The sequence below is a fragment of the Rhodanobacter sp. Root480 genome (assembly GCF_001426645.1).
GTDB lineage: Bacteria > Pseudomonadota > Gammaproteobacteria > Xanthomonadales > Rhodanobacteraceae > Rhodanobacter > Rhodanobacter ginsenosidimutans.
This window is the reverse complement of sequence record NZ_LMEX01000003.1, coordinates 1-25,522: the sequence shown is the minus strand read 5'-3', so window position 1 is coordinate 25,522 and position 25,522 is coordinate 1. Positions and strand designations below refer to the sequence as shown.

At 64.7% G+C, this 25,522-nt stretch carries 17 protein-coding genes and 1 rRNA gene; 9 read left to right on the top strand and 9 right to left on the bottom strand.

What is annotated here, in order from left to right:
• Positions 1-80 precede the first annotated feature (80 nt).
• Both ASD22_RS12920 and ASD22_RS12915 read right to left on the bottom strand, forming a co-directional pair.
• Positions 81-1,034, bottom strand: a complete 954-nt coding sequence (locus ASD22_RS12920) for a pyridoxal-phosphate dependent enzyme (protein WP_056084350.1) — start codon at positions 1,032-1,034, stop codon at positions 81-83.
• A complete protein-coding gene (locus ASD22_RS12915; RefSeq protein ID WP_056084347.1) occupies positions 1,031-2,044 on the bottom strand; it encodes an aldose epimerase in 1,014 nt (337 codons plus the stop codon). Before ASD22_RS12915 ends, ASD22_RS12920 begins: the two co-directional genes overlap by 4 nt.
• A gap of 66 nt (positions 2,045-2,110) precedes the next feature.
• Here ASD22_RS12915 and pepN point away from each other — a divergent pair, with 66 nt between their 5' ends.
• The gene (pepN, locus tag ASD22_RS12910; protein WP_056084344.1) at positions 2,111-4,762 is read left to right on the top strand and encodes an aminopeptidase N; all 2,652 of its coding nucleotides are present in this window, start codon (positions 2,111-2,113) and stop codon (positions 4,760-4,762) included.
• Between the two features lie 19 nt (positions 4,763-4,781).
• Here pepN and ASD22_RS12905 read toward each other — a convergent pair whose 3' ends face one another.
• The gene (locus ASD22_RS12905; RefSeq protein ID WP_235577638.1) at positions 4,782-4,961 is read right to left on the bottom strand and encodes a hypothetical protein; all 180 of its coding nucleotides are present in this window, start codon (positions 4,959-4,961) and stop codon (positions 4,782-4,784) included.
• A gap of 650 nt (positions 4,962-5,611) precedes the next feature.
• Here ASD22_RS12905 and mnmG point away from each other — a divergent pair.
• The 4 genes from mnmG (at position 5,612) to ASD22_RS12885 (ending at position 12,904) form a co-directional block, all read left to right on the top strand.
• Complete coding sequence (gene mnmG, locus ASD22_RS12900) at positions 5,612-7,489, top strand: tRNA uridine-5-carboxymethylaminomethyl(34) synthesis enzyme MnmG (RefSeq protein ID WP_056085127.1); 1,878 nt, start codon at positions 5,612-5,614, stop codon at positions 7,487-7,489.
• A gap of 77 nt (positions 7,490-7,566) precedes the next feature.
• On the top strand, positions 7,567-8,316 hold the full coding sequence (locus ASD22_RS12895) for an RDD family protein (protein WP_056084339.1): 750 nt from the start codon (positions 7,567-7,569) through the stop codon (positions 8,314-8,316).
• 173 nt (positions 8,317-8,489) lie between these two features.
• Positions 8,490-10,838: a Tex family protein gene (locus ASD22_RS12890; protein ID WP_056084334.1), complete on the top strand. Its 2,349-nt coding sequence runs from the start codon at positions 8,490-8,492 to the stop codon at positions 10,836-10,838.
• Positions 10,839-10,936: 98 nt separating this feature from the next.
• Positions 10,937-12,904, top strand: a complete 1,968-nt coding sequence (locus ASD22_RS12885; protein WP_056084331.1) for an autotransporter domain-containing protein — start codon at positions 10,937-10,939, stop codon at positions 12,902-12,904.
• A 74-nt stretch (positions 12,905-12,978) separates the two neighbouring features.
• Here ASD22_RS12885 and ASD22_RS12880 read toward each other — a convergent pair whose 3' ends face one another.
• A complete protein-coding gene (locus tag ASD22_RS12880; protein ID WP_056084328.1) occupies positions 12,979-13,851 on the bottom strand; it encodes a YbaY family lipoprotein in 873 nt (290 codons plus the stop codon).
• Between the two features lie 270 nt (positions 13,852-14,121).
• Entirely contained in the window at positions 14,122-17,184 is a 3,063-nt protein-coding gene (locus tag ASD22_RS12875) for a TonB-dependent receptor (RefSeq protein ID WP_056084325.1), read from the bottom strand.
• Positions 17,185-17,698: 514 nt separating this feature from the next.
• Between ASD22_RS12875 and ASD22_RS12870 the strand changes: the two genes are divergently transcribed.
• Positions 17,699-17,995: a hypothetical protein gene (locus ASD22_RS12870; protein ID WP_156458429.1), complete on the top strand. Its 297-nt coding sequence runs from the start codon at positions 17,699-17,701 to the stop codon at positions 17,993-17,995.
• Between the two features lie 181 nt (positions 17,996-18,176).
• Here ASD22_RS12870 and glyS read toward each other — a convergent pair whose 3' ends face one another.
• Together glyS and glyQ are read right to left on the bottom strand one after the other, a co-directional pair.
• The gene (gene glyS / locus ASD22_RS12865; protein WP_056084319.1) at positions 18,177-20,315 is read right to left on the bottom strand and encodes a glycine--tRNA ligase subunit beta; all 2,139 of its coding nucleotides are present in this window, start codon (positions 20,313-20,315) and stop codon (positions 18,177-18,179) included.
• Positions 20,308-21,219, bottom strand: coding sequence for a glycine--tRNA ligase subunit alpha (gene glyQ / locus ASD22_RS12860; protein ID WP_056084316.1), 912 nt, complete (start codon positions 21,217-21,219; stop codon positions 20,308-20,310). Before glyQ ends, glyS begins: the two co-directional genes overlap by 8 nt.
• 95 nt (positions 21,220-21,314) lie before the next feature.
• Between glyQ and ASD22_RS12855 the strand changes: the two genes are divergently transcribed.
• Both ASD22_RS12855 and ASD22_RS12850 read left to right on the top strand, forming a co-directional pair.
• Positions 21,315-23,135 carry a GspE/PulE family protein gene (locus ASD22_RS12855; RefSeq protein ID WP_056084312.1) on the top strand — a complete coding sequence of 607 codons (1,821 nt, stop codon included), beginning with the start codon at positions 21,315-21,317 and terminating at the stop codon, positions 23,133-23,135.
• Between the two features lie 32 nt (positions 23,136-23,167).
• Positions 23,168-23,971 (top strand): glutamine amidotransferase, encoded by an 804-nt coding sequence (locus ASD22_RS12850; protein WP_056084309.1) that lies wholly within the window; start codon positions 23,168-23,170, stop codon positions 23,969-23,971.
• Here the strand turns inward: ASD22_RS12850 and ASD22_RS12845 are convergent.
• Entirely contained in the window at positions 23,936-24,619 is a 684-nt protein-coding gene (locus ASD22_RS12845) for a rhomboid family intramembrane serine protease (RefSeq protein WP_056084306.1), read from the bottom strand. The genes ASD22_RS12850 and ASD22_RS12845 overlap by 36 nt on opposite strands.
• 47 nt (positions 24,620-24,666) lie before the next feature.
• Between ASD22_RS12845 and ASD22_RS16790 the strand changes: the two genes are divergently transcribed.
• Complete coding sequence (locus ASD22_RS16790) at positions 24,667-24,864, top strand: hypothetical protein (protein WP_156459025.1); 198 nt, start codon at positions 24,667-24,669, stop codon at positions 24,862-24,864.
• A 176-nt stretch (positions 24,865-25,040) separates the two neighbouring features.
• Here the strand turns inward: ASD22_RS16790 and rrf are convergent.
• Positions 25,041-25,154 (bottom strand): 5S ribosomal RNA (gene rrf / locus ASD22_RS12840).
• Between the last annotated feature and the right edge of the window lie 368 nt (positions 25,155-25,522).

The following is a 25,522-nucleotide window of genomic DNA, read 5'->3' as shown; positions in this document are numbered from 1 at the left end:
GGAGCGGCTTCAGCCGCGATGCTCTTGTTCTGGAGCTCCAAAGAAAGGGCATCGCGACTGAAGTCGCTCCCACAGCGCATTCACCAGGGCAACGCACCAAGGTCAACGTTGCCACCGGTAAGCACCACACCCACGCGGCGGCCAGCGAACCGCGGCGGCTGCTTGAGGATCGCCGCCAGCACCGTGGCGCTGGACACTTCGACCAGCACTTTCAGCTCGCGCCACAACAGCTGCATCGCGGCCACGGTTTCGTCGTCGGTCACGGTGATGACCTCGACATGGTGCGCGCGCAGCGCCTCCAGGTTGTGCTCGCCCACCAGCGCACGCAGGCCATCGCAAAGCGTGTCGGGGACGACGGTGGTGACCCGCGAACCCTGCGCCAGCGATCGCGCCGCGTCATCGGCGCCGGCCGGTTCGGCGCCGAACAGCGCCAGCGTTGGATCCAGCGCATGCGCAGCAATCGCCACGCCGGTGGCCAGCCCGCCACCGCCCACCGGCGTCATCAAGGTGTCGATGTCCGGCACCTGCTGCAACAGCTCCAGCGCCAGCGTGCCCTGCCCCGCCATCACCCGGGTATCGGCGTAGGGGTGCACGAAGACGGCGCCGGTCTGGCGCTGCAGTTCGGCGGCCGTCGCTTCGCGTGCGGCCTGCGTGGGGGCGCAGCGATGCACGGTCGCGCCGGCGCGTTCGATCGCCTCGACCTTGGCGCGCACCGCGCCCTCGGGAATCACCACGTGCGCCGCGATGCCGCGCGTGGCCGCGGCCAGCGCCAGCGCGTTGCCGTGGTTGCCGGACGAATGCGTGATCACGCCGCGCGCGGCCTGATCATCGTCCAGCGCCCACACCGCGTTGCAGGCGCCGCGAAACTTGAAAGCGCCGCTGCGCTGCAGGTTTTCGCACTTGAAATGCAGCCGCGCGCCGGCCAACGTGTCCAGCGCGTCGCTGCGCAGCACCGGTGTGAGCTGCGCATACGGCGCGATGCGCGCAGCGGCGGCACGGATATCGTCGAGGGTGGGGAGTGCGTCGCGATTCATGCCGAGGCCACGGCGTCCATGTCGATTTCCACGCCGCAGCGGAAGCGACGCTCGGCGCCCGGCATCAACCGGATCGTGTCGGCACACTCGGGCCGGTTGAACGCGTTGGCCATGCATTCCATCGGCTCCAGCGCCACCGCGCCGCGCACGTCGCGCGTCACCGTGTCGGCGGTGAAGGCGTGCATCATGCCGCGCTCCTGCCACACCGCAATGCCCACGCCGCTGGCCGGGTCGCGCAGATAGGTGCGGATGCGCCCGTCCGTTTCCGGCTCCAGGTCGGTGTAGCCCTGGTCGATGATGGCGTCGTCGATGCGCCGCGACACGCGGAAATCCAGCGCGGGCGCATCATCCAGCGCCACGTACGCGGGCGCGCCGGGCAACGCGATGAGGTTGGCGTCGGTGTGGATCAGCGTTTGCGCGGGTATCTGCAGCTGCCAGTCGTCCACCTCGCCGGCCGGCAGGCGGAAGTACGGATGCCAGCCGAAAAAGCACGGCGCGACGCTGTTGCCCACGTTGCGCATGGCCGCCTCCAGCGTGAGCCCCTGCGCGTCCAGCGTATAGGTGATGTCGAGATCGATCGCATGCGGGTAGCCCGGTTGCGGCCGGATCGACGACGTCGCCAGGGTCAGTTGCGCGCGCTGCTCGTCGGCCGACAGCGCCACGATGTCGAAATCCACGCCACGCACGAAGCCGTGACGGCTGGCGCGCTGATCGCCCACCACACCCGGCTGCAGATCCTGCGCCTGGCCATCGAATTCATAGCGCGCGGCGGCAATGCGGCCACCGAACGGCACCATGATGGCGAAGCGCGAGCTCGGCCGGCTGACGATCTCGGCGGCATCGCGATAGCCGTCGGCGAGATCATGCAGTACGCCGCTGACCATGATCTTGAAGGTGAGCAAAGCCGCGCCGTGGCGGGCAATCTGCACGTGCCGTTGCTGCGCTTGGTCGGTCAGCACCAGGACGGTTTGCTCGTCCCACAAGACCTCTTCGACGGTATAGCGCGTCATCGGATGCTCCTGTCGCGAAAAGGCCCATGTTAGCCTGATCGCCTCTCACACCCATCTGTTTTCCGCATGAATGCCCGCCCTGAACAACTTGCCGCCCCCACCCGCCTGGACGCTTACCGCGCGCCGGCGTGGCGCGTCGAAACGGTCGAACTGGACTTCGACCTGGCCATCGACACCACCGAAGTCACCGCGCGATTGCACTTGCGTCGCGACCCCGCACAGACGCAACCGCTGCGTCTGGATGGCGAAAACCTGGAGTTGCTGTCGATCACGCTCGACGGCACCACGCTTTCACCCGACGCCTTCCGCTACGCCAGCAACGTGCTGGAGGTGGACGGCGCACGCGATGGCAGCGTGCTGGAAACCCGCGTACGCCTGCGCCCCGCGGCCAATACCGCGCTGGAGGGGCTCTATCTTTCCGGGTCGACCGAGGCGGGTTTCCTGCTGACCCAATGCGAGGCCGAAGGTTTCCGGCACATCACGTTCTTCCCCGATCGGCCGGACGTGCAGGCACGCTACACGGTCACCCTGCGCGCCGATCGCGACCGCTTCCCGGTGTTGCTGGCCGGCGGCAATCCCGATGGCGCCGGCGTATTGGACGATGGCCGGCACTGGGCGCGTTTCGTCGATCCGCACCCGAAACCCAGCTACCTGTTCGCCGTGGTGGCCGGCCGCCTGCAGCCGATCGAACGCGACTACGTCACCGCCGAGGGCCGCGCGGTCACGCTGAAAATCTGGTCGGAAGCCGACGTCATCGATCGCTGCGATTACGCGATGGATGCGCTGGAGCGCTCGATGCGCTGGGACGAGCAGACCTACGGCCGCAACTACGACCTGGATGTTTTCCACGTGGTTGCCACCCACGATTTCAACATGGGCGCGATGGAGAACAAGGGCCTCAATATCTTCAACGCGAAGTACCTGCTGGCCGACCCCGACTCCAGCACGGACGACGAATACCGCCATGTGGAATCGGTGATCGCACACGAGTATTTCCACAACTGGAGCGGCAATCGGGTGACCTGTCGCGACTGGTTCCAGCTATCGCTGAAGGAAGGGCTGACGGTGTTCCGCGAGCAGAGCTTCTCGGCCGACATGAACTCCACGTCGCTGAAGCGCATCGAGGACGTATCGCTGCTGCGCCGCGCCCAGTTCCCCGAGGACGCCGGCCCGCTGGCCCATCCCGTGCGCCCGGCGCAGTACAGCGAGATCAACAATTTCTACACCGCCACGGTGTACGAGAAAGGCGCCGAACTGGTGCGCATGCTGGCCGGCCGCCTGGGTCCCGAGGGTTTCCGACGCGGCATGGACCTGTACTTCGCGCGCAACGATGGCCGCGCCGCCACGCTGGAGGATTTCCTCGGTGCGCTGGGCGAAGCCAACCACACCGACCTCGGCCCCTACCTGGCGTGGTACGGCCAGGCCGGCACGCCCCGCCTGCATGCGCGCGGCGAGTACGACGAAGCCCGCCGCAGCTATGCGCTGACCTTGCGCCAGCACACGCCAGCCACGTCAGGCCAGCCACAAAAACAGGCCCTGCCTATTCCGGTGAAGCTGGCGCTGTTCGACGGCGGCGGGCGGATGATGGACTTGCATCTGGACGGCCAGACGGCCAAACCGCAAACCGATTGCGTGGTTGTGTTGGAGGCGGACGAGCAGACCTTCATCTTCCGGGACGTACCGACGGCGCCGGTACCGTCGCTGCTGCGCGGCTTTTCCGCGCCGGTGATCCTGGAGTACGACTACGACGCCACCGAACTGGCGCTGCTACTGCGCCACGACCCTGACGGCTTCAACCGTTGGGAGGCCAGCCAGCAACTGGCCACGCTGGCCTATGTCGAGCTGCGCGATGGCGGCGCCAGCCACGCACTGGAGGCGTGGCTCGACGCGTTGTCTGTCTTGTTCGCCCACAACGATGTCGAGCCCGCCCTGCTGGCCAACCTGCTGACGCCACCGAGCGAAGTGGAGTGGGCCGAGCGGGAGGCCAGCGTCGACCCGGCCCGCATCCACGCCTTGCGCCAGCAACTGCAGCGGCAGCTGGCGGAGCGCATCGGCGCCGAGGCGCTGCATCAGCGTTATCTGGCGCTGGCCGGCGAAGCCAGCCTTTCCCTCGATGCCGCCAGTCAGGCCCGACGCCGGCTGAAACAGCGCGTGCTGGAACTGCTGTGCCTGATCGACCCCGGCGTGGCGCAGCCACTTGCCGCTACCCAATACGCCAGCGCACCTGGCATGACTGATCGGCTTGGCGCGTTGATGGCCTTGTTGCGCAGCGACGCCGCGCAGGCACCGGCGGCGCTGGCGCACTATCGCCAGCGCTATGCCGACAACGCGCTGGCATTGGACAAATGGTTCATGGCGCAGGCACAGGTGCCGGGCGAGACGGCGCTGGATCGCGTGTTGACGCTGGAGCGTGACGCCTCGTTCACCCTGAAGAATCCCAACCGCGTGCAGTCGCTGCTGGGTGCATTCGTGCGCGCCAACCCCAGCGGTTTCCACCGTGCGGATGGCGCGGGTTACCGCTTCCTGGCCGAGCGACTGGTGCAGCTAGATGCGCTCAACCCTCAGGTAGCCGCGCGGCTGGCTACCGCTTTCAACGGCTGGCAACGGCTGGAGCCGGGCCGTCGTGAAGCGGCCCGCAGGGTCATCGAGGACCTGGCCAATCGCGAGGGGTTGTCACGCAACCTGCGCGAAATCGTGGCCAACGTACGGAAGCAGTAGTCCGTCGCAAGGGGCTGGATCAGGCGGGCAGATGGTCCAGCGCCTCGCGCAGGTTGTTCATGCGCGAAACCAGTCGTGGCAGCAGGCTGGAGCTTTCCTCGCCCGCGCGCTCCTCGATATTTTCCATGGCCAGTTCCACCCGGCCCATTTCGATCAACAGATCGTGATGGGCATACACCGGTTCAAAATCGAAGTTCATGGTCAAACGTCCTCCCTGGGTTGCCGTGCCTGCTGCAACTGGCATGCCAAAAAGAGGGGGAGATACGCTCACGAGTGGAAATGTAGGCCTCGGCTGCCGTGGAGTGTCAGCTGTTGCCGCGATTGGACACAAACTCCCGCGCCAGTCACTGCGTGTTCACGCGCGCGGAGTAAATATCGACTGAAGCTTCAAGACCGCCGCTTGGCCTTGAACGCGCCAGTTTTCACGGCTTCTGGCGTCCGGCAACACGGTCATCCTGGATTCCCCCTGTTCCTGAGACCGCCGGACGCCAGATCTAAGCAGCCCCCAGACCCCGCGCTTGCGCGGGGTCTGGCTTTTCCGGCTCCGCAACCCGCGCTTGCGCGGGGTCTGGCTTTTCCAGCTCCTCAACCCGCGCTTGTCGCGGGTCTGGTTTTTCCGGCGCCGCAAAAGGCGACGGCACCCCAAAGGGTGCCGTCTAGGCTTCCTTTCCCGGTACGCGATCAAACCCCTGTCGTTCGATCTCGGCGCGCCGGGCGCAGCGTCTGCCCGGGAAAGTGCAGCCCGGGAAAAGCAGGATGCGTGCCAGCACAGCCAAATCCTGCCGCAACGGGTTGATGGCAGTACCATTGCGCGTATTTCGTCACCTTTTGCACGACCAGGGCAGTTTCATGCGTCATCCCACCCACTACGACGTCATCGTGATCGGCGGCGGCCATGCCGGCACCGAAGCAGCGCTTGCCGCCGCGCGCACCGGCGCGCGCACGCTGTTGCTCAGCCACAACATCGAGACGATCGGGCAGATGAGCTGCAACCCTGCCATCGGCGGGATCGGCAAGGGCCACCTGGTGAAGGAGGTCGACGCGCTGGGCGGCGCGATGGCGCACGCCGCCGACCGCGCCGGCATCCAGTGGCGCACCTTGAACGCGTCGAAAGGCCCGGCCGTGCGCGCCACCCGCTGCCAGGCCGATCGTGGGCTGTACAAGGCGGCGATCCGCCACATGGTGGAAACCCAGCCCAACCTGGAGCTGTTCCAGCAGGCGGTGGACGACCTCATCATCGAGAACGGCCGCGTCTGCGGCGTGGTCACGCAGATGGGCTTGTCGTTTGGCGCGCGCGCGGTGGTGCTTACCGCCGGCACCTTCCTCGCCGGCAAGATCCACATTGGCCAGGCGCAATACGCCGGCGGCCGCGCTGGCGATCCACCTTCCAGCGCATTGGCCGCGAAACTGCGCGAGTTGCCGATCGCCACGGACCGCCTGAAGACCGGCACGCCGCCGCGCATCGACCAGCGCAGCATCGATTTCAGCACGCTGCAGGAACAGCCCGGCGACTCTCCGGCACCTGTATTTTCCTACCTCGGCACCCGCGACGAACACCCGCGCCAGGTCAGCTGCTGGATCACCCACACGTCCGAGCACACCCACGAACTGATCCGCGGCGCGCTGGACCGCTCACCGCTGTACACCGGCCAGATCGAGGGCATCGGCCCGCGCTATTGCCCGTCGATCGAGGACAAGGTGGTGCGCTTCGCGGAGAAGTCCTCGCACCAGATCTTCATCGAGCCCGAAGGGCTGGACACCTTCGAGATCTACCCCAACGGCATCTCCACCTCGCTGCCGTTCGACGTGCAGCTGGCGCTGGTGCGCTCGATCAAGGGCTTCGAGAACGCGCACATCACCCGCCCGGGCTACGCCATCGAATACGACTATTTCGACCCGCGCGGACTCAACCCGTGGCTGGAGACCAAGGCCATCCCCGGCCTGTATTTCGCCGGCCAGATCAACGGCACCACCGGCTATGAGGAAGCGGCCGCGCAAGGCTTGATCGCCGGCATGAACGCCGCGCTGGCCGTGCAAGGCAAGGCGCCGTGGTATCCGCGCCGCGACGAGGCCTACATCGGCGTACTGATCGACGACCTCACCAGCAACGGCACCATCGAGCCGTACCGCATGTTCACCTCGCGCGCGGAATACCGGCTGCACCTGCGCGAGGACAACGCCGACCTGCGCCTCACCGAAACCGGCCATGCGCTGGGCGTGGTGCCGCAGGCGCGCTTCGACGCACTGCGCGCCAAACGCGAGGCCGTCGAGCGCGAAATGCAGCGGCTGGGCGGTTTGTGGGCCGGCCCCAACAATGGACTCGGGGCGGCCGTCGAACGCGAGCTTGGTATTGCGGTGAGCCGCGAAACCAGCGCCGCGGATCTGCTGCGCCGGCCGGAAATCGACTACGCCCAGCTCACCGCCATCACCGAATTCGGCCCTGCCGTGGCGCGCGACGACGTGGCCGCGCAGGTCGAGGTGCAGATCAAGTACGCCGGCTACCTCGAGCGCCAGCGCGAGGAGATCGAGCGCCAGCGGCGCCACGAGCACACCGCCATTCCCGCCAGCTTCGACTATGACAAGGTACGCGGGCTGTCCGCCGAAGTGCTGCTGAAGCTGAAGCGCACGCTGCCCACCACCGTCGGCCAGGCGGCCCGCGTCAGCGGCGTGACTCCCGCCGCCATTTCGTTGCTGCTGGTGCATCTGAAACGTCGCGACGCGGCCTGACTTCCGGAGTTTCCGGTCACATCGCCTCCGCCCGCGCATGGCATCATGGCCGGCATCACCAAGCAGGAACATGCACGATGGAAGTCTGGATCGGTCGGGACGGTGAGCGCCACGGCCCGTATACGGAAGCCGATATCCGCCAATGGCTGGCCAGCGGGGAAGTCAGCCCCGCCGACCTGGGCTGGTACGAAGGGCTGGCCGACTGGCAACCGCTGTCGGTGCTTTTCCCCCAGGCGCAACCCGAAACCTCCGACACCCCGCGGGTGCCGCCGCTGCCGACAACCAACGACAACGCGCTGGAGGACGTGGCCAGTTTCTGGAAGCGCCTCGGCGCCTGGATCATCGACTATCTCATCCTGTTGCTGCCCACCGCCCTGATCGCCCTGTCGATGGGTGCGCCGGCTGCGTTCGAGCACTTCATGAGCCAGGTGGAAAGCGGCATCGCCCCGATGGTGGCAATGGCCGACTATTCCCGCACGGTGCGGCCGGCGGCGATGTGGTCGCTGCTGGTGGGCTTCCTCTATTACGCGTTTTTCGAGTGCTCACGGTGGCAAGCCACGCCGGGCAAGCTGGCGCTCGGGCTGCGCGTTACCGACATGGATGGCCAGCGCCTCGGCTTCGCCCGCAGCGCGCTGCGCAATGCGGTCCGGCTGGCCAACGCGATTACCGCGCTGATTCCGCTGATCAGCTATCTGACGGTCGCCTGGACCTCGCGTCACCAGGGCCTGCACGACATGTTGGCAAAAACCCTGGTGTTGAACGGCCGCGCCAGCGACGCAGGCAACCCCTCATCGCCGCCCGGCAACAGCAACACGTTCAGTGCCTGACCGGCATCGGCGCCGTCGCCCTGAAGCACGGCGCCCGAGCGAGCCCCCTCGAATCCGCCGCCGAACTGATCCGCGCGCCGCGCGCTGAACAGCGTTGGCCTGCTTGTTATCATCGGCGGTTCGACCACAGTGAACCGACGCCACGCGCCGTCGCCAGGAATTGAAAGCCACCCATGCTCAGCATCGAACAACGCATCGCCAACGATATCGCCGCCAGGACCGAACAGGTTCGCGCCGCCGTGGATCTGCTCGATGGCGGCGCCACCGTGCCGTTCATCGCGCGCTATCGCAAGGAAGTCACCGGCGGGCTCGACGACACGCAACTGCGCCTGCTGGAAGAGCGCCTGCACTATCTGCGCGAGATGGAAGACCGGCGCGCGGCGATCCTGGCCAGCATCGAGGAACAGGGCAAGCTCACCGATGCGCTGAAAAGCGACTTGCTCGCGGCCGACACCAAGGCGCGGTTGGAAGATCTGTACCTGCCGTACAAGCCCAAGCGCCGCACCAAGGCGCAGATCGCCCTTGAAGCCGGGCTGGAACCGCTGGCGCTGGGCCTGCGCAACGACCCCACGCAAACGCCGGAAGCCTTCGCCGAGGCCTTCGTCGATGCAGAGAGGGGTGTAGCCGACGTGCGCGCCGCGCTGGACGGCGCCCGCGCCATCCTGATGGAAAGCATCGCCGAAGACGCCGCGCTGGTCGGCGAGTTGCGCGACTGGCTGTGGAGCAAGGGCCAGATTCGCGCCAAGCTGGTTGAAGGCAAGGAGGCGGCAGGCGCGAAATTCCGCGACTACTTCGATCACGTCGAACCGATCGGCAAGATCCCCTCGCATCGTCTGCTGGCGCTGATGCGGGCGCGCAACGAAGGCGTGCTGGAGCTGGAACTGGCGCCCGATACCGACGCCGACCAGGGCCACGCCGAGGCCGAAGGCCGCGTCGCCGCCCGCGCCGACATCCACAACCGCGGCCGCGCTGCCGATGCCTGGCTGCGCGAAACCGTGCGCCTGACCTGGCGCGTGAAACTGCATCTGCACCTGACCCTGGACCTGTTCGGCCGCGTGCGCGAAGGCGCCGAGGACGAAGCGATCCGCGTCTTCGGCGACAACCTGAAAGACCTGATGCTGGCCGCACCGGCCGGCGCGAAAACCGTGATGGGCCTGGACCCGGGCATCCGCACCGGCTGCAAGGTGGCCGTGGTCGATCCCACCGGCAAACTACTGGCCACCGACACCATCTATCCGCTGGAGCCGCGACGACAGTGGACCGAATCGCTGGCCGCGCTGGCGCGGCTGTGCAAGCAGCACGGCGTGGACCTGATCGCCATCGGCAACGGCACCGCCTCGCGCGAAACCGACAAGCTGGCCGCCGAACTCATCAAGGGCCTCGCCAAGACCCATCCGGAGCACAAGCTGTCGAAGGTAGTGGTGAGCGAGGCCGGCGCCTCGGTGTATTCCGCCTCGGAAACCGCGGCCAAGGAATTCCCCAACCTCGACGTGAGCCTGCGCGGCGCCGTGTCGATCGCGCGCCGGCTGCAGGATCCGCTGGCCGAACTGGTGAAGATCGAACCCAAGGCCATCGGCGTGGGCCAGTATCAGCACGACGTGAACCAGATCAAGCTGGCGCGCGCACTGGACGCCCGCGTGGAGGATTGCGTCAACGCGGTCGGTGTCGACGTGAACACCGCTTCGGCCGCGCTGCTGTCGCGGGTAGCCGGCCTTTCCGCGAGCGTGGCTGAAAACGTGGTGAAGCACCGCGACGGCAACGGCCCGTTCGCCAATCGCAAGGCGCTGCTGAAAGTGCCGCGGCTTGGTGACAAGGCGTTCGAGCAGTGCGCCGGCTTCCTGCGCGTATCCAACGGCGACAACCCGCTGGATGCCAGCGCGGTGCACCCGGAGGCCTACCCGGTGGTCGAGCGCATCATTGCGCAGTGCGGCCGCGAGGTGAGAAGCGTCATCGGCGACGCCAGCTTCCTGCGCGCGCTGAAGCCCGAACAGTTCACCGACGAAAAGTTTGGCGTGCCCACCGTGCGCGACATCCTGAAGGAGCTGGAGAAGCCCGGCCGCGATCCGCGCCCTGAATTTGTGGCGCCCACCTTCGCCGAAGGCGTGGAGGACGTGAAGGATCTCAAGCCCGGCATGATCCTCGAAGGCCGCGTCACCAACGTGGCCGCCTTCGGCGCATTCGTCGACATCGGCGTGCACCAGGACGGGCTGGTCCATGTGTCGGCGCTGTCGCACACCTTCGTCAAGGATCCGCGTGATGCGGTGAAGGCCGGCGACATCGTCAAGGTCAAGGTTATGGAAGTCGACCTGCCGCGCCAGCGCATCGGGCTGAGCATGCGACTGGATGACGAACCGGGCCAGGCGCGCGGCGGCAAACCGGCGGGCAATGGCGAGCCGTCGTCGCGTGGCGGCGCCCGCGATGGGCGCGGCAGCACACGCTCCGGCGGCGGTGCGCCCAAGCCGACCACCCCTCCCGCCAACAGCGCTTTTGCGGATGCGTTGGCCAAGGCGCGCCAACGCTGACGCCGCGCCCCGGCCGCCGTGCACCGCAGCATGCGCTTCCGTATGGATTGGATTAACGTAACTCGGACATAACAAGTTTTCCGATCAGGAGTGCTTCCATGCCGCGTTCTCGTTATCTCGCCGGGGCCATTTCCGCAGCACTGCTATTCAGCGCCAGTGCCAGCGCCGCCCAGTTCAGCAACGTCGTCGTTTTTGGTGACAGCCTCAGCGACAGCGGCAACCTTTCCACGTTCGCGCAATCGCAGGTGCCCATGCGGTTCACCACCAACCCTGGCACCACCACGATCGAAAACGTGGCGACGGATCTGGGGTTCCAGCTGGCACCCTCGCTCGCCGGCGGCAGCGATTACGCGTGGGGCGGCGCCGGCATCAACACCAATTCGCCGGGCACGCCGGCAGGCGTGCCGACCATCACGTCGCAAATCGATGGCTATCTGGCGGCCGGCGCAGTGGATGGCAAGGCGCTTTATTCGGTCTGGGGTGGTGCCAACGATATTTTCTATCACGCCACCGCTGCAGGTGCCGGCGCGACCGCGCAGCAGTTGATCGCTGCCAATACAGCGGGCTTGCCGGCCACGACGGCCGCACAGGTGGCCGCACAGATCAGTTCGCAGGTCATGGCGACCGCCGGCGTCAGTTCGTTCGAAACGGCCGAGCAGGTGCAGGCCAATGTCGCCGCCGCCGCGCAGCAGGAGGTCAAGCTGATCGGCGAGCTGCAGGCCGCGGGCGCCACCAACATCCTGGTGTTCAACCTGCCCAACGTGGGCATCACGCCCTCGGCCAGGTCGCAGGGCGCGGAAGCGGCCGCCTCGCTGAGCGGCTTGAGCCTGATCTTCAACGGCCAGCTCAACGCCGGTATTTCGCGGTTGGGCACCGGCATCATCCCGATCAACACCTACAGCCTGTTGAACGAAGTGGTGGCCAACCCGCAGATGTACGGCTTCAGCAATGTCACTGACCCGGCCTGCACCGGCGGCAGCGGCAGCTCGGTGGCGTGCGCGCCGCAAGGCACGCCGGGCGCCACGGTCACTTATGCGCCGGGTACGGAAAACAGCTACCTGTTCGCCGATGGCGTGCATCCCACGACCGCGGCCCACGCCATGCTTGGCCAATACGTGCTGTCGGTACTGCGCGCGCCGGAACAGGTATCGCTGCTGGGCGAAGCCCCGCTGGCCGCCAACAACGCGCAGACCCGCGCGATCCGCAACGAGATGCTGGCCGACAGCGCCGGCAGCGACACGCGCGCCTTCGTCAACATCGATTACGGCCGCCAGCGCTTCAAGGCCGTCAACGGCGCACCGAAAACCGACAGCAACAACGTCAACCTCACGCTGGGCGCCGACGTACGCGCCACCGATCATGTTTCCGCCGGCATGGCGCTGGGCGTGGGCCAGCACACCGCCGATTTCGCCGGCGGTGGCGGCTACAAGCTGCAGGACATCAGCGGCCAGGCTTATGTCACCTACCATGCCGGCGGCGGCTACGTGGGCGGTTACGCGAACTTCGGACAATCCAACTTCAAGGACATCGAGCGTCGCGTGGCGATCGGCGCCGCCCATCGCAGCGAAACGGGCAAGGCCGACGGCTCGCATCTGGGCGGCGGGCTGACCGGTGGCTGGTGGTTCGATTTCAATGACCTGCGTACCGGGCCGTTCGCCACCGTGGAATGGCAGACCGTCAAGATCAATGGCTACACCGAAAACGGCAACGACAGCACCGCGATGTGGTTTGGTCGGCAGCAGCGCGACGCGCTGGTGGCTACCGCCGGCTGGCGCCTGCAAGGCCATTGGCAGGCCGGCAACACCGTGCTGTCGCCTTTCGCCGAAGTGGCCTGGAACCACGACAGCAAGGCTGACCCGCGCACCGTCAGCGCCGGCCTCAACAGCATGAGCGGCACCTTCGCCCTGACCGGCTTCATCCCCGACGACAGCTGGGGCACCGCCGACGTGGGCCTATCGGCGCAGCTGACGTCCAACATCAGCAGTTGGATCGGCTACAGCGGCCGCTTCAGCGACAACAGCCAGAAGTACAACAGCGTCAACATCGGCATGAAGATCGGCTTCTGATGATCTGATTGTCATGAAAAAAGCCGCCAGTTTGCGCTGGCGGCTTTTTTATCTGCTGCAGGGGAAGCCTGCTGCTACTTGTTCTTGCCGCCCGTCGCCAGGCTCAGGATGTTCACGGCCTGCTGGTGCAAGCTCGACGCCGTATCGGAATCCAGCGTCTCGGTCTTGCCATCCGCCTCGTGCAGCTTCAGCACCAGGGTGCCGTTCTCGGCCCAGCTCGCGCTGTCGGTGGACGTCGGCTTGGCGTTCCGGCTGGCCTTCTTCTGCTGCACCGCCGCCCACGGCTTGCCATCCCGGTAGGCGAAATCGGTGCTGGTAAAGCCCTTGTCGCCGTAATCCACCAGCTCGCGGATGAACTTGATATCACCGGCCTGACGGAAAATCTGCCACCCGCGGGAGACGCCATCACCCAGCTTGGTGCCGCTCTTGACCATCATGCCGCCGATCTGCTGCTCCAGTGAATTGAACGCAGCCAGGTCCTTTTCTGCCGCAGTCTGCTCGGCTACCAGTTGGATCGACACCTCGTTCTTGGCGCCATTGGTCAGCACGGGAGCCTGCAGCGGCATGGTGTACTGGCGTTCGCCATCGGTCAGCTGCGCCTTGACCACATACAGGTCCGACGGATTGACTTTGGCGGGATCGAAAGTGAGCTCGAACGACTGCGGAAACGTCGTCGCGGGCGACACCGTCTTGCTGGCCAGCGGCGCCGTGCCGGTCTGCGCCGTCGACGACACGTTGACCAGGCTGATCACCAGGTTCGCCTTCGGCGACAACTGCGCCGGCTCGCGCAAAGCAACCGTGCCGCTCACCACGTTGGCCACGACGTCGGAAGCCGCGCTGCCCGACGCGGCAACGCCCGCGCCGTTCTGCTGCGACGAAGGGGATGCATTGCACCCGGCCAAAACCAACGCCGCAAGTGACGTCAGCAACAAAACCAGCTTGCGCATGGGGAAACCTCGAATTCTGCGTTCAACGGACACGAACCTGTCAGACGTCGTAACGCCACAGTCATTCGCGGGGGAAACCCGGAGCATAGCGGAAACAGTCCGGCTGGAAAAGTCAACCGGGTATTCACCCGCGTTAGCGGGTTTTCCGCCCCGTCGTCCGGACACCGGGCTGGGCGGAACGCGGGTTTGCCCACGCACGAAAAAGGCCGCCGGAGAACCGGCGGCCTTCTTGTCACTCAAACAGCAGTGAATTTGCTACCTAACTCACCATCAATAGTCGTACGACACACCGAAGCGGACGTAACGCGGGGTCGTCGCACCGTATGGACGGCCATAGCTTGCGCTCGTCGAGATCGGATAGGTCTGCGTGATCACCTGATTGTCGAACACGTTGTAGACCATGGCGTTGAAGGCCAGCTTCTTGCCCGCCCACTCCGGACGGTACTCGGCGCTCAGATCCACGCGGTACGTCCAGGGGTGACGCGTATCGCCCGGCTGCGTCCACTTGCCGTTGCAATAGTGATAGTACGGACCGTAGCCCAGACCAGGGTTGGTCTGTCCCGGGCCGTAGTAGCCCAAGCAGGTCTTCGGCGCACCAGACGCAATGGCCACGTTGCCCGAAACCAGCCATTCCGGAGCAATCTGATACGAGCCATACGCTTTCAACTGATGGCGACGATCATTAGCCAGCGCGCCGTTGGCGTACTCCATAGTCGCGGCGTAATCCCAGTCCACCGTGGCCGACACGTCTTCCTGACCGATGTCCGAACGAACCTGGCCTTCGCTGTTGCCGTAGCTGCGCGAATACAGGTAATCGATCTTGCCGAACCACTTGCCGTCGAACGGATGCTCCAAGTACAGATCGAGACCGTAGTAGTGACGCTTCATGGTGGTGTTGAAGCCGAAATCTTCCTTCCAGCGCATCGGCACTTCGTAATAGCCGCCGTCCAGCTTCTTGATCGAGTACACCGCATCCTTACCCGGGTTCATCAGGAAGCTACCGGGAATCTGACCAACGTCATAAGTGGTGGGATCGATGCCCATCTCGTCCATCTTGGCAAGGATCGAGGGCGCATCACCGATGTCGTCGATCGCGTTGCGAAGATTGCGGTAGGTAGCCTTCGCACCGAAGACCCACGCGTCACCCAGCGACTTGTCGAAACCGAAGATGTACTCGTCCTGGTACTCGGACGTCAGATCGCCCGCCGAACCCACCTTCGGGTCACGCGGCTGACCGTACTCACCATTGGCAGAAAACGGCTGGCCAGCACCTACGCTGGTATCGAGGGCGTGCAAGCCGACGGGCACGCCATTAGCATCAATACTGTCGTAGGTGTAGTACTCGCGGGTATACAGCGACGAACCTGCCGAACGCTGCGCCACACTGCTGGGCAGGGCGAGATAGTAGCGACCGGCGTTGCCGTAGACCTTGAAGCTGGAGTCGCCATTGACGTCCCAGCTGAAGCCCAGGCGCGGGGCCCACTGCGGCGACGTCAAGCGCAGATACGGTTCGCCACCGGCGTTGTAGTTCGTGAACTGGTCGTTGCGCAGACCCAACTTGACCAACCAGCGGTCATTGATCTGCCAGCTGTCCTCGATGTACTGCGCACGCTGGACGACACGGAACGACCCATCGTCGTGATACCGGTACCGTGCGACGTAGAAGCCCGTATCACCACCAGGCTGCGATCCGGTGTTAACCACCCAAGGGCGCTTCTCCCAACCCGCACCCGTATCGGGTCCACCGACAACGTACGTGTCGGCATCGCCGTCCATGGTGTCGTATTCCCAGGCGTAGCCCAAGCCCGAATCCGGGAACTTGGTACCAGCATCGATATTGTTGACGGTCTGGTTGTCGATACCACCGGTGATCGTGTGATCGCCCAGCTTGTAGCTCAGGTCAACGCGCAAGTTGGTGCTGGTCGAACGGTGGCCGGGCAGGTTGATGGTGGACACCGTCTGGGTGTTCTGGTTGCCGGCGCCCGGGACATCCGGGTTCTGATCGGGGTAACCGAACAGGTACGGATAAGTCGGATCGTATCCGGGCGTGTCGCTGTACCAGGTGCCCTTCATCTTGCCGTACATCACGGTCGCGGTCAGGTCATCGGTGATGTAGCTGGTGAACTTGCCCAGATAGATGTCCGCACCCTTCTTGGTGCTGGTGTCGTAACTGTTGAAACCACCCTCTTCCTGGGTGTCGTAGTCGAAGTTGTTCATCACGCCCTCGTAGGAGGACTTGTTCGACGCCGCGGTGACTTCAAGAATGTTGCGATCAGTGATGTTCCAATCCAGCTTGGCGTACCACTTCGGGTTGTCGTAGCGGTAATGCGTGACATACGGAGCCGCGTTGGAGCCGGTGCTCTTACCCTGCTGACGTTCGGCTTCCACCGCCGCGAAAATGAACAACTTGTCCTGGATCAACGGGCCGCCGACATAGGCATCCACCGTGGTCGTCCAGGACTTGTTGTCGTGGCGATACTGGCGGATGTCGCCTTTCGAGCCGTCCTTGTTGCGGTAATACCAGTTGTCCGGGTCGGCCTTGAGGTCATCCGGGGTCCACAGGACCTGACCACCGAAGTGCCACTCGTTGGTGCCGCGCTTGCCGACCTGGCTGATCACGCCACCATCGGAACGACCGTAAGCCGCACCGTAGCCGCCGCTGAGGATTTCCTGCTGATCGATGGCGCCATAGGGAAGGCTGATGCCACCAAAACCGCTAAGCGGATCGGTGGTATTCAAACCATTGAGGTAATAAGCATTCTCGGTGACGGACGCGCCACCGAACGAGACAACGGAACCGCCGGTCGCGTTGGTGAACAGCGAGCTACCCTGGGTGACGCCCGGTGCCAGCAAGGCGATGGCTTCCGCGCTGCGGGCCAGCGGCAACTTGGCCAGCTGCTCGGCGGTGATGACGGTGCGCGAGTCGACGCCGGTCACGTCGATGGTCGGCAAGGCGTTCGCCTGGACCGTGACCGCGGCGAGGTTCCGTGCGCCCTCGGCACCGCCGAAGGAGACTTCCGTGCCCGAACCCACGCGCAAAGTGACGTTGGAACGGGAATCGACAGTCTTGCCGTCCCGCTGCAAGGTAACCGTATAGCTGCCGAGCGGCAGCGAACCGATGTCATAACGGCCCGACGAATCGACCCCGACCTGACGGGTCACGCCGGACGAGCTCTTGACCGTTACGGTATCGCCGTTGCCGGCGGGAACCTGGCCGAAGATGCTGCCGGTGGTCGCCTGGCCGAAAGCCAAACCGGCAAAGCCCAAGCCGACGGCCATGGCGAGCGCGGTGCGTGGAAGCTGGCGCGCGATGGATGTTTTCCGCGAATTCATAGTGGTGACTCCAAGGTTCTACCCGGGTATCCGGGCGCATGAAACTTATTGTTGGGACCCTAAACTGCCGCCTTCGCTATTGCCGAAGTGCCGCTTCGACCTGCTGCGATTGCTGCGAAGTTCGCCCGACGTTAATTCATGAAATCATGGTGGTCAACACTTTACTAACACGCGTGTACGAAACCTTAACATTTGCACCAGCAAGAACGGGGCTCTTGAGTAACGAAATATTTCGTGCTAGAGCATGAGCAGCGTGCCGCATCACGACAGAATAGTCAGTTCATTCAACAAACTGTATCGATGGTTTCCGCAGTAACGATTATTGTGAGCACGGATGCCCCGGATTTCGTGCAAGCCGAGGTTAAAGTTCGACCCCTGTCAGCGTTCCATCGAATGGGATTGAAACCTTATGAAAACATTCTCGTCCTCGTCGCTGTTCATCGCTTGCGTCATCCTGGCCACCCCGCTGTATGGGCAGGATGCGCAGAAGGGTCGTTCCGAAGCCCGAATGGAAATGTCGCGGCAGATCAGCACATCGGGCCGGGAGCCATTCGACGTGCAGGCCACCCGTGAAGCGCTGAAGCGCGCGCACCGCAAGCCGCTGATGACGCCGATGGAGTCCACCGAAGCGTTTCTTTCCCTCGATCGCAACAGCGACAAGGTGTTGTCTTTCTCCGAGGTGCCGCCGCGAATGCCTCTGCTGCGGTCCCAGTTCACGCGGTACGACCTCAATGGCGACCATCGCCTGACCTACAGCGAATTTGCGAACTACACCGACGTCGTACCCAGCGATCTGGCGCACAACCCATGACATCGATCCGTTGTCATGAGTGACGGGAACCGGCGGCCGCCAGATCCGAATGGACGCCCAGACGTCCGCGCCCACCGCCGCAATGGCGGGACGTGCAGGTCGCTGATCGTTACAGCCGGTGCTTCTCAGGAACGGTGGTCGACCGCCTATCAGCACGATTGATCCGATGCCCGACGCGCGGCTACAGCCTGGCGATGTCGGCAATCGCCGTGAACTGATCCTGCAGTTGTCGCAACAAGGCGGTGCGATTGGCACGGGTGGCCGGGTCTTCCGCATTGACCAGTACGCTGTCGAAGAAGCTGTCCACCGGGGCCTGCAACTGGGCCAGGCGGCTCAGTACGGCGGTGTAATCACCTTGGGCCAGGGCATCGCTGGTATCGCGACGGGCAGCGTCCAGGTCGGCGGCGAGCTGGCGTTCGGCGTCGGTTTCGAAGAGTGCCGGGTCCACGGCGGGCAGCGCGGCGCCCCCCTCGGACTCGGATTTGCGCAGGATGTTGGCCACACGTTTGTTGGCGGCAGCCAGGCTGGTGGCCTCGGGGCGGCGGCCAAATTCAGCCACGGCACGCAGGCGGCGGTCGAAGTCGATGAGGCTGCGCGGCTGCACGGCCAGGACGGCCTCGAACTGATTGGTGTCGAAGCCCTGCTCGGCGTAGTAGCCGCGCAGGCGGTCGAACACGAAATCACACAGTTCAGCCGCCAGGACGGCGCGGCGGCCGGGCTTCAGCGCAGGTACGACGCCATCTTTGCCGGGTTTCAGCGCTGCCGACAGCGCGCTGTCGGGTATGAGTTCCAGCGCTTCCAGGAAGCTGCCGTGCAGATCGAGGTCCATGCTCGCCTCGATCAAGGTACGCGCCAGGCCGAGCGCGGCGCGGCGCAGGGCGAAGGGATCCTTGTTGCCGCCGGGTTTCATGCCGATCGCGAAGATGCCGGCCAGCGTATCGAGTCGTTCGGCAACCGCCAGCACCTGGCCGATCGCGTCGCTGGCGATGGCGTCGCCGCCGAAACGCGGCTGGTAATAGCTGTCCAGCGCGTTCGCCACCTGGGCCGGTTCGCCATGGCGATTGGCGTAATAGCGGCCCATCACGCCCTGCAGTTCCGGGAATTCGCCGACCATGCGGGTCAGCAGGTCGCATTTGCTCAGGCTTGCGGCACGCGTGGCGAGCCCGGCGTCGGCGCCGACGCGGTTGGCGACGATGCGCGCCAGTTCCGCCACCCGCACGCTCTTGTCCCACAGACTGCCCAGCGCCTGCTGATAGGTGACGCTCTTGAGCAACTCCTGGTTGTCGGCGAGTGGCGTCTTGAGGTCTTCATCCCAGAAGAACTTGGCGTCGGCGAAACGCGGCCGGATCACCCGCTCGTAACCCTTGCGGATCTCGGCTGGCTCCTTGCTCTGGATATTCGCGATGCCGATGAAGTGTTCGGTGAGCGCGCCGTTGGCGTCGAATACCGGGACGAATTTCTGGTTGGCGACCATGGTGGTCACCAGCGCCTCGGGCGGCACTTCGAGAAAGTCGCGCTCGAACGTGCAGGCAATCGCCACGGGCCATTCGGTGAGGTTGGCCAGTTCGTCCAGCAGGGCGTCATCCATGCGCGGCACGCCGCCGGTTTCGAGCGCGGCCTGCCCAACCTGCTGGTGGATCCGCTGGCGGCGCTCGACCGGGTCGGCCAGCACGTGCGCGGCGCGCAGCGTGTCCAGCCAGCTGTCGGCATCGGCGATCGTCACCGGCTCGGGATGCATGAAACGGTGCCCGTGCGAGATGCGGCCGCTCTTCAGGCCCAGCACTTCGCCGGGAACGACCTCGGCCCCGTGCAGGATCACCAGCCAATGCGCGGGGCGCACGAAGCTGTAGTCGTGATCGGCCCAGCGCATCGCCTTGGGAATCGGCAGATGGCCCAGGGCCTCGTTGATGACCTCGGACAGCAGCGCCGAAACCGGCTGGCCCGGGTTGACCGTGCGCCAGACAAACCAGGCGCCCTTGTCGGTCTCGAGTTTCTCCAGCTGGTCAACGCCGACGCCGCAGGAATGGGCAAAGCCCAGCAGCGCTTTCGAGGGCTGGCCGTCGCTGCCGTGTGCGGCCGCCAGTGCCGGGCCCCGGCGTTCGATCGATTGCGGCGGCTGATGGGTGGCCACGTGCGGGATATGCACGGCGAGCCGCCGGGGCGACGCATAAAGGATGGCGTGATCCAGATCGGCGCCGATGCCGCGTTTGGCCAGGCCGTCACAGATGCCGCGCAGGAAGGCCGCGGCGAGATCATCCAGCGCCTTGGGCGGCAGCTCTTCGGTGCCCAGTTCGATCAACAGCGATTCATGCTCAGCCACGGGCCTGCTCCTTTGCCTGTTTCAGCCCCGGAAAACCGAGTTTCTCCCGTTGCGCCACGTAGGTTTCAGCCACGGCGCGCGACAAGGTGCGCACGCGCAGGATGTAGCGCTGGCGTTCGGTGACGCTGATGGCGCGACGGGCGTCGAGCAGGTTGAAGGTGTGGCTGGCTTTCATGACTTGTTCGTAGGCGGGCAGCGGCAGGTTGGCGGCCACCAGTTTGTTCGCCTCGCTTTCGCAGACGTCGAACCAGTGCAGCAACTCGGCCACGTTGGCGTGCTCGAAGTTGTAGGTGCTCTGCTCCACTTCGTTCTGGTGGAACACGTCGCCGTAGGTCACCGTGCCGCGCGGGCCGTCGGTCCAAACCAGGTCGTAGACGTTGTCCACGTTCTGCAAGTACATGGCCAGGCGTTCCAGGCCGTAGGTGATTTCGCCGGCAACGGGTCGGCACTCGAGTCCGCCGGCCTGCTGGAAGTACGTGAACTGGGTCACTTCCATGCCGTTCAACCACACTTCCCAACCGAGCCCCCAGGCACCGAGCGTGGGCGATTCCCAGTTGTCCTCGACGAAACGCAGGTCGTGCACCAGCGGATCGAGGCCCAGCTCTTTCAGCGAACCGATGTACAACTCCAGGATGTTCTCGGGATTGGGCTTGAGCACCACCTGGTACTGGTAGTAGTGCTGCAAGCGATTGGGGTTGTCGCCATAACGGCCGTCGGTGGGTCGGCGCGAAGGCTGCACGTACGCCGCCGCCCAAGGCTCCGGGCCCAGCGCGCGCAGGAAGGTTGCGGGATGAAAAGTGCCGGCGCCGACTTCGGTATCGAGCGGCTGCAGCAACACGCAACCCTGCGCCGCCCAATAGCGGTTGAGGGTCTGGATGATGTCCTGGAACGTGCGGGCGGACATGGTTCTCCGTGACCTTGCGATAAAGCGCGTTAGTATAGCGGCAGCTTGCCTCGACGCTGGTTGCGGCCAGCCGGGGCTCACGGGAATTCATTCGGATGGCCATGTCACCGCCAATCGCGTCGCTGCTCGGCCGCCGCGGCCGACTGCAACTGGACGATCTGCTGGCTTCGCTGGTGGTGGATGGCTTTCTGCTGGGTGACGATGCGAAACGGGTGCGCATGGGTATCCGCGCCGGACGCGCCACGGTGGAACTGCACCCGCTGGTGCTCGTGGCCAACGCCAAGTTGCCCAATCAGCGCGACCCCGGCCGGCCGCTCAGCCTGGAAACGCTGACCGAATGGCTGGCGGCGAAAGCCGACCTGCCGTACCTGAAAATCGATCCGATGAAGATCAACGCCGGCGCGGTCACCCAGGTGGTCAGCCACGCGTATGCGCAAAGGCACCGCATCCTTCCGGTCGCCGCCGCCCCCGACTCGGTGACGTTCGCCACCTGCGAACCGTTCGATGCGGCATGGGCCAGCGACCTGTCGCAGATGCTGCGGCGCGACGTGAAGCGGGTGGTGTCCAGCCCGCTGGACATCAATCGCTACCTGCAGGAGTTCTACGGCGTACAGCGCTCGATCCAGATGGCGCAGGACGCCAAGGGCAATGGCTACGACACGTCCGCCCTGCTCAACTTCGAGCAACTGGTGGAACTGGGCAAGACGGGTGAAGTGGGCGCGGACGATCGCCACGTGGTGCATATCGTCGATTGGTTGCTGCAGTACGCGTTCGAACAGCGTGCATCGGATATCCATCTGGAACCACGCCGCGAGGCCGGCCAGATCCGTTTCCGCATCGATGGCGTCATGCACAAGGTGTTCGAGCTGCCGCCACCGGTGATGACGGCGGTCACCGCGCGCATCAAGATCCTCGCCCGCATGGACGTGGCCGAGAAGCGCCGCCCGCAGGACGGCCGCATCAAGACACGCTCCTCGGCCGGGCGCGAGGTGGAACTGCGCATCTCGAACATGCCCACCGCGTTTGGCGAGAAAGTGGTGATGCGTATCTTCGACCCCGACCTGGTGGTGAAGGATTTCGCGCAGCTCGGCTTTTCCGCCTCGGAGGGTACCCAGTGGCGCAGCATGGTGGAGCGACCGCACGGCATCGTGCTGGTCACCGGCCCCACCGGTTCGGGCAAGACCACGACGCTCTATTCCACCCTCAAGCATCTGGCCACGCCGGCACTCAACGTATGCACGGTGGAAGACCCGATCGAGATGGTGGCGACCGAGTTCAACCAGATGCAGGTGCAGGCATCGATCGATCTCGATTTCGCCGCCGGCGTGCGCACGCTGCTGCGGCAAGATCCCGACATCATCATGATCGGCGAAATCCGCGATCTGGAAACCGCGCAAATGGCGGTGCAGGCGTCGCTCACCGGCCACTTGGTGTTGTCCACGCTGCACACGAACGACGCGCCCAGCGCCATCACCCGCCTGCTCGATCTGGGCGTACCGCATTACCTGCTGCAATCCACGCTCACCGGCGTGGTGGCGCAACGTCTGGTGCGAACGCTATGCGTCCACTGCAAGGAAGCCACCTCGCAGGATCCTCACACGTGGGCCGTGCTAACCCACGGCTGGTCGATGCCCGTGCCGGAGCAGGTGTTCCGCCCGGTGGGCTGCCTGGAGTGTCGCAACACCGGTTTCATGGGTCGCACCGGCATTTACGAAATGATGATGCTGTCCCCGCACTTGCGGGCGCTTGTGTCGGCGCAACTGGATCTTGGCAAGTTCGGCCAGGCCGCACTGGATGAAGGGATGCGCCCGTTGCGGATCTCGGCGGCCGACCAGGTCGCCAAAGGCCTCACCACCGTGCAGGAAATCCTCACCGTATTGCCCCCGATCGACGCGCTTGGCGACAGCGCACCGTAACCCGCCTCTTTCCACCTGCCCTTCCAGCCCGCATGAAATTTCCACCCAACCGTTTTCCGCCGTCCAAACCCGTTCTGGTGATTCGCACCGGTCACGCGCCCAAACCCATCCGCGCCCGACATGGCGACTTCGCCCACTGGTTCTGTCTCGCGGCGCGGTTGCCGTCCAGCCAGGTTCGCGTCATCGACGTGACCGCCGGCGAACGCCTACCGGCGCCCAATGAGGTGGCGGGAGCGCTCATTACCGGTTCGGCCGCGATGGTTACCGAGCGCGCCGCATGGAGCGAGCTCACTGCCGGCTGGATCCGCAACGCCATGGACGCCGAACTGCCGATGTTCGGCATCTGCTTTGGCCATCAGCTGATGGCGCACGCCTTGGGCGGCCGTGTCGATTATTTGCCCGGGGGGCGCGAGATTGGCACCTTGCCGATCGGCTTTCTGGCCGACGCCCCGCTTGACGCCCTCACCGAGGGAATGCCGACCAGCTTTCGTGCCCACACCACGCACGAACAAAGCGTTGTGGAAATTCCACCCGAAGCCACCGTGCTCGCCCGTTCCGAGCGCGACCCCAACCACCTGGTGCGCTATGGCAAGCAGGCCTATAGCGCGCAATTCCACCCGGAATTCAATGCCGAGGTCATGCGTGCCTATATCCGGCGCAAACATGCCGACATGCAGCGGGAGGGGTCCGACCCGCGCCAGATCTTCCGCGAGGTGGCGGCTACGCCGGTGGCCCGCGGGTTGTTCCGTCGGTTCGTCCATCTCCACATGGGGCAGAAGGCGGCGCCCTCCCCCACCGACTCAATAGCGCAAGCGGCGCGCCACGGCATCGCGTGAGAACAGCGCGAACACCAGGCCGACCATGAATCCGCCGATGTGCGCCCACCACACATAGGCGCCGTAGCTGGGGCCTGCATAGCTGAAAAGCAGCTGCAGCAGCACCCAGATACCGATCAACAGGTAGGCCGGCACGCGGACGAATTCCAGATAGAGCCCCAACGGCAATACCAGCCCGAGCTTGGCCCGCGGAAACAACGCGACATACGTGCCCACCACCGCCGAGACCGCGCCGCTGCAGCCGATGATCGGCAGCCGCACACCGGCCAGGGACAAGGCCCCGATCAGGTTGGCCACGATCCCGCCGATCACGAACAACGCCAGGAACCGCAGCGATCCCAACGCCCGCTCGCCCGGCAGACCGAAAATAAGCAAAAACAACAGGTTGCTCATCAGGTGCAACCACGTGACGTGAATGAACAACGCGGTAAACAGACGCAGCAACGCAGGGTCCACCAACTGCGGCAGCCACGCCTCGTGGGTATCGAAGATATTGGCGGGCACCGTGCCCCATTCCAGCAACAGCGCGATGCGCGTCGGCACAGGCGTCAACGCCAGGCCCACGAAACACATGACGCAAAGACACACGATCAGCGCGGTCGCCCAATGCCACCGGGCGCGTCGACGCGTTTCGACATGGACAAACAAGTGCGCACTCCTCAGGTGCGCGACATGGCGCGCCTTCCCCATCATAGATGAGCATCAGCTTGTCCATATCGCGCGCACTGTGCGCGGCGCTGATCCACCGCATCGACTCGACGAACAAACCAGGCCAGATATCGACGGAAGCCGTTCTCAACAGCGCTATCCAATGCCCGGACGGTGCGCTTCGTCAGCCGGATAAAAAGAAGCCGCGCAAAAGAAAAACCCCCACCGTTTCCGGTGAGGGTTGATCAGGATAAAGCCCCTGGCGGTGACCTACTCTTGCATGGGCGAGCCACACTACCATCGGCGCATGCATGTGGTGATCACCGGCCGCGGTGCGCCCGATGGCCTGGTCGAAGTAGCCGACACGGTGCGCAAAAGAAAAACCCCCACCGTTTCCGGTGAGGGTTGATCAGGATAAAGCCCCTGGCGGTGACCTACTCTTGCATGGGCGAGCCACACTACCATCGGCGCATGCGCGTTTCACTTCTGAGTTCGGGATGGGATCAGGTGGTACCACGCCGCTATGGCCGCCAGGGAAGGGGTTGAAGCAGCGCACCAAGCGCCGGCTTCAGTCTGGAGCACAAAGCCTTTCTGAAGAGTCCGCCATGGATGGCGGGTTTTGCTCTTCGCGAAAAGGACTTCGCGTCAAATAAATCATAAACGAGTGACAAGCGTCGAGGTGAATTCGATTCTGAAGAGTCCGCCATGGATGGCGGGTTTTGCTCTTCGCGAAAAGGACTTCGCGTCAAATAAATCATAAACGAGTGACAAGCGTCGAGGTGAATTCGATATCGAACGTTGGCCATGCCAAGGACACACGAAGCGTCTTGGGGTTATATGGTCAAGCCGCACGGCTCATTAGTATCAGTTAGCTCCATGCATTGCTGCACTTCCACACCTGAC

Excerpts from the sequence above, each read along its gene's own strand:
- ASD22_RS12855 (WP_056084312.1), top strand. The coding sequence starts at position 21,315 with ATGGCCATGTCACCGCCAATCGCGTCGCTGCTCGGCCGCCGCGGCCGA.
- ASD22_RS12905 (WP_235577638.1), bottom strand. The coding sequence starts at position 4,961 with ATGAACTTCGATTTTGAACCGGTGTATGCCCATCACGATCTGTTGATC.
- ASD22_RS12895 (WP_056084339.1), top strand. The coding sequence starts at position 7,567 with ATGGAAGTCTGGATCGGTCGGGACGGTGAGCGCCACGGCCCGTATACG.
- ASD22_RS12885 (WP_056084331.1), top strand. The coding sequence starts at position 10,937 with ATGCCGCGTTCTCGTTATCTCGCCGGGGCCATTTCCGCAGCACTGCTA.
- ASD22_RS12850 (WP_056084309.1), top strand. The coding sequence starts at position 23,168 with ATGAAATTTCCACCCAACCGTTTTCCGCCGTCCAAACCCGTTCTGGTG.
- ASD22_RS12880 (WP_056084328.1), bottom strand. The coding sequence starts at position 13,851 with ATGCGCAAGCTGGTTTTGTTGCTGACGTCACTTGCGGCGTTGGTTTTG.
- ASD22_RS12915 (WP_056084347.1), bottom strand. The coding sequence starts at position 2,044 with ATGACGCGCTATACCGTCGAAGAGGTCTTGTGGGACGAGCAAACCGTC.
- pepN (WP_056084344.1), top strand. The coding sequence starts at position 2,111 with ATGAATGCCCGCCCTGAACAACTTGCCGCCCCCACCCGCCTGGACGCT.
- ASD22_RS16790 (WP_156459025.1), top strand. The coding sequence starts at position 24,667 with ATGAGCATCAGCTTGTCCATATCGCGCGCACTGTGCGCGGCGCTGATC.
- glyQ (WP_056084316.1), bottom strand. The coding sequence starts at position 21,219 with ATGTCCGCCCGCACGTTCCAGGACATCATCCAGACCCTCAACCGCTAT.
- ASD22_RS12920 (WP_056084350.1), bottom strand. The coding sequence starts at position 1,034 with ATGAATCGCGACGCACTCCCCACCCTCGACGATATCCGTGCCGCCGCT.
- ASD22_RS12875 (WP_056084325.1), bottom strand. The coding sequence starts at position 17,184 with ATGAATTCGCGGAAAACATCCATCGCGCGCCAGCTTCCACGCACCGCG.
- ASD22_RS12890 (WP_056084334.1), top strand. The coding sequence starts at position 8,490 with ATGCTCAGCATCGAACAACGCATCGCCAACGATATCGCCGCCAGGACC.
- mnmG (WP_056085127.1), top strand. The coding sequence starts at position 5,612 with ATGCGTCATCCCACCCACTACGACGTCATCGTGATCGGCGGCGGCCAT.
- ASD22_RS12870 (WP_156458429.1), top strand. The coding sequence starts at position 17,699 with ATGTCGCGGCAGATCAGCACATCGGGCCGGGAGCCATTCGACGTGCAG.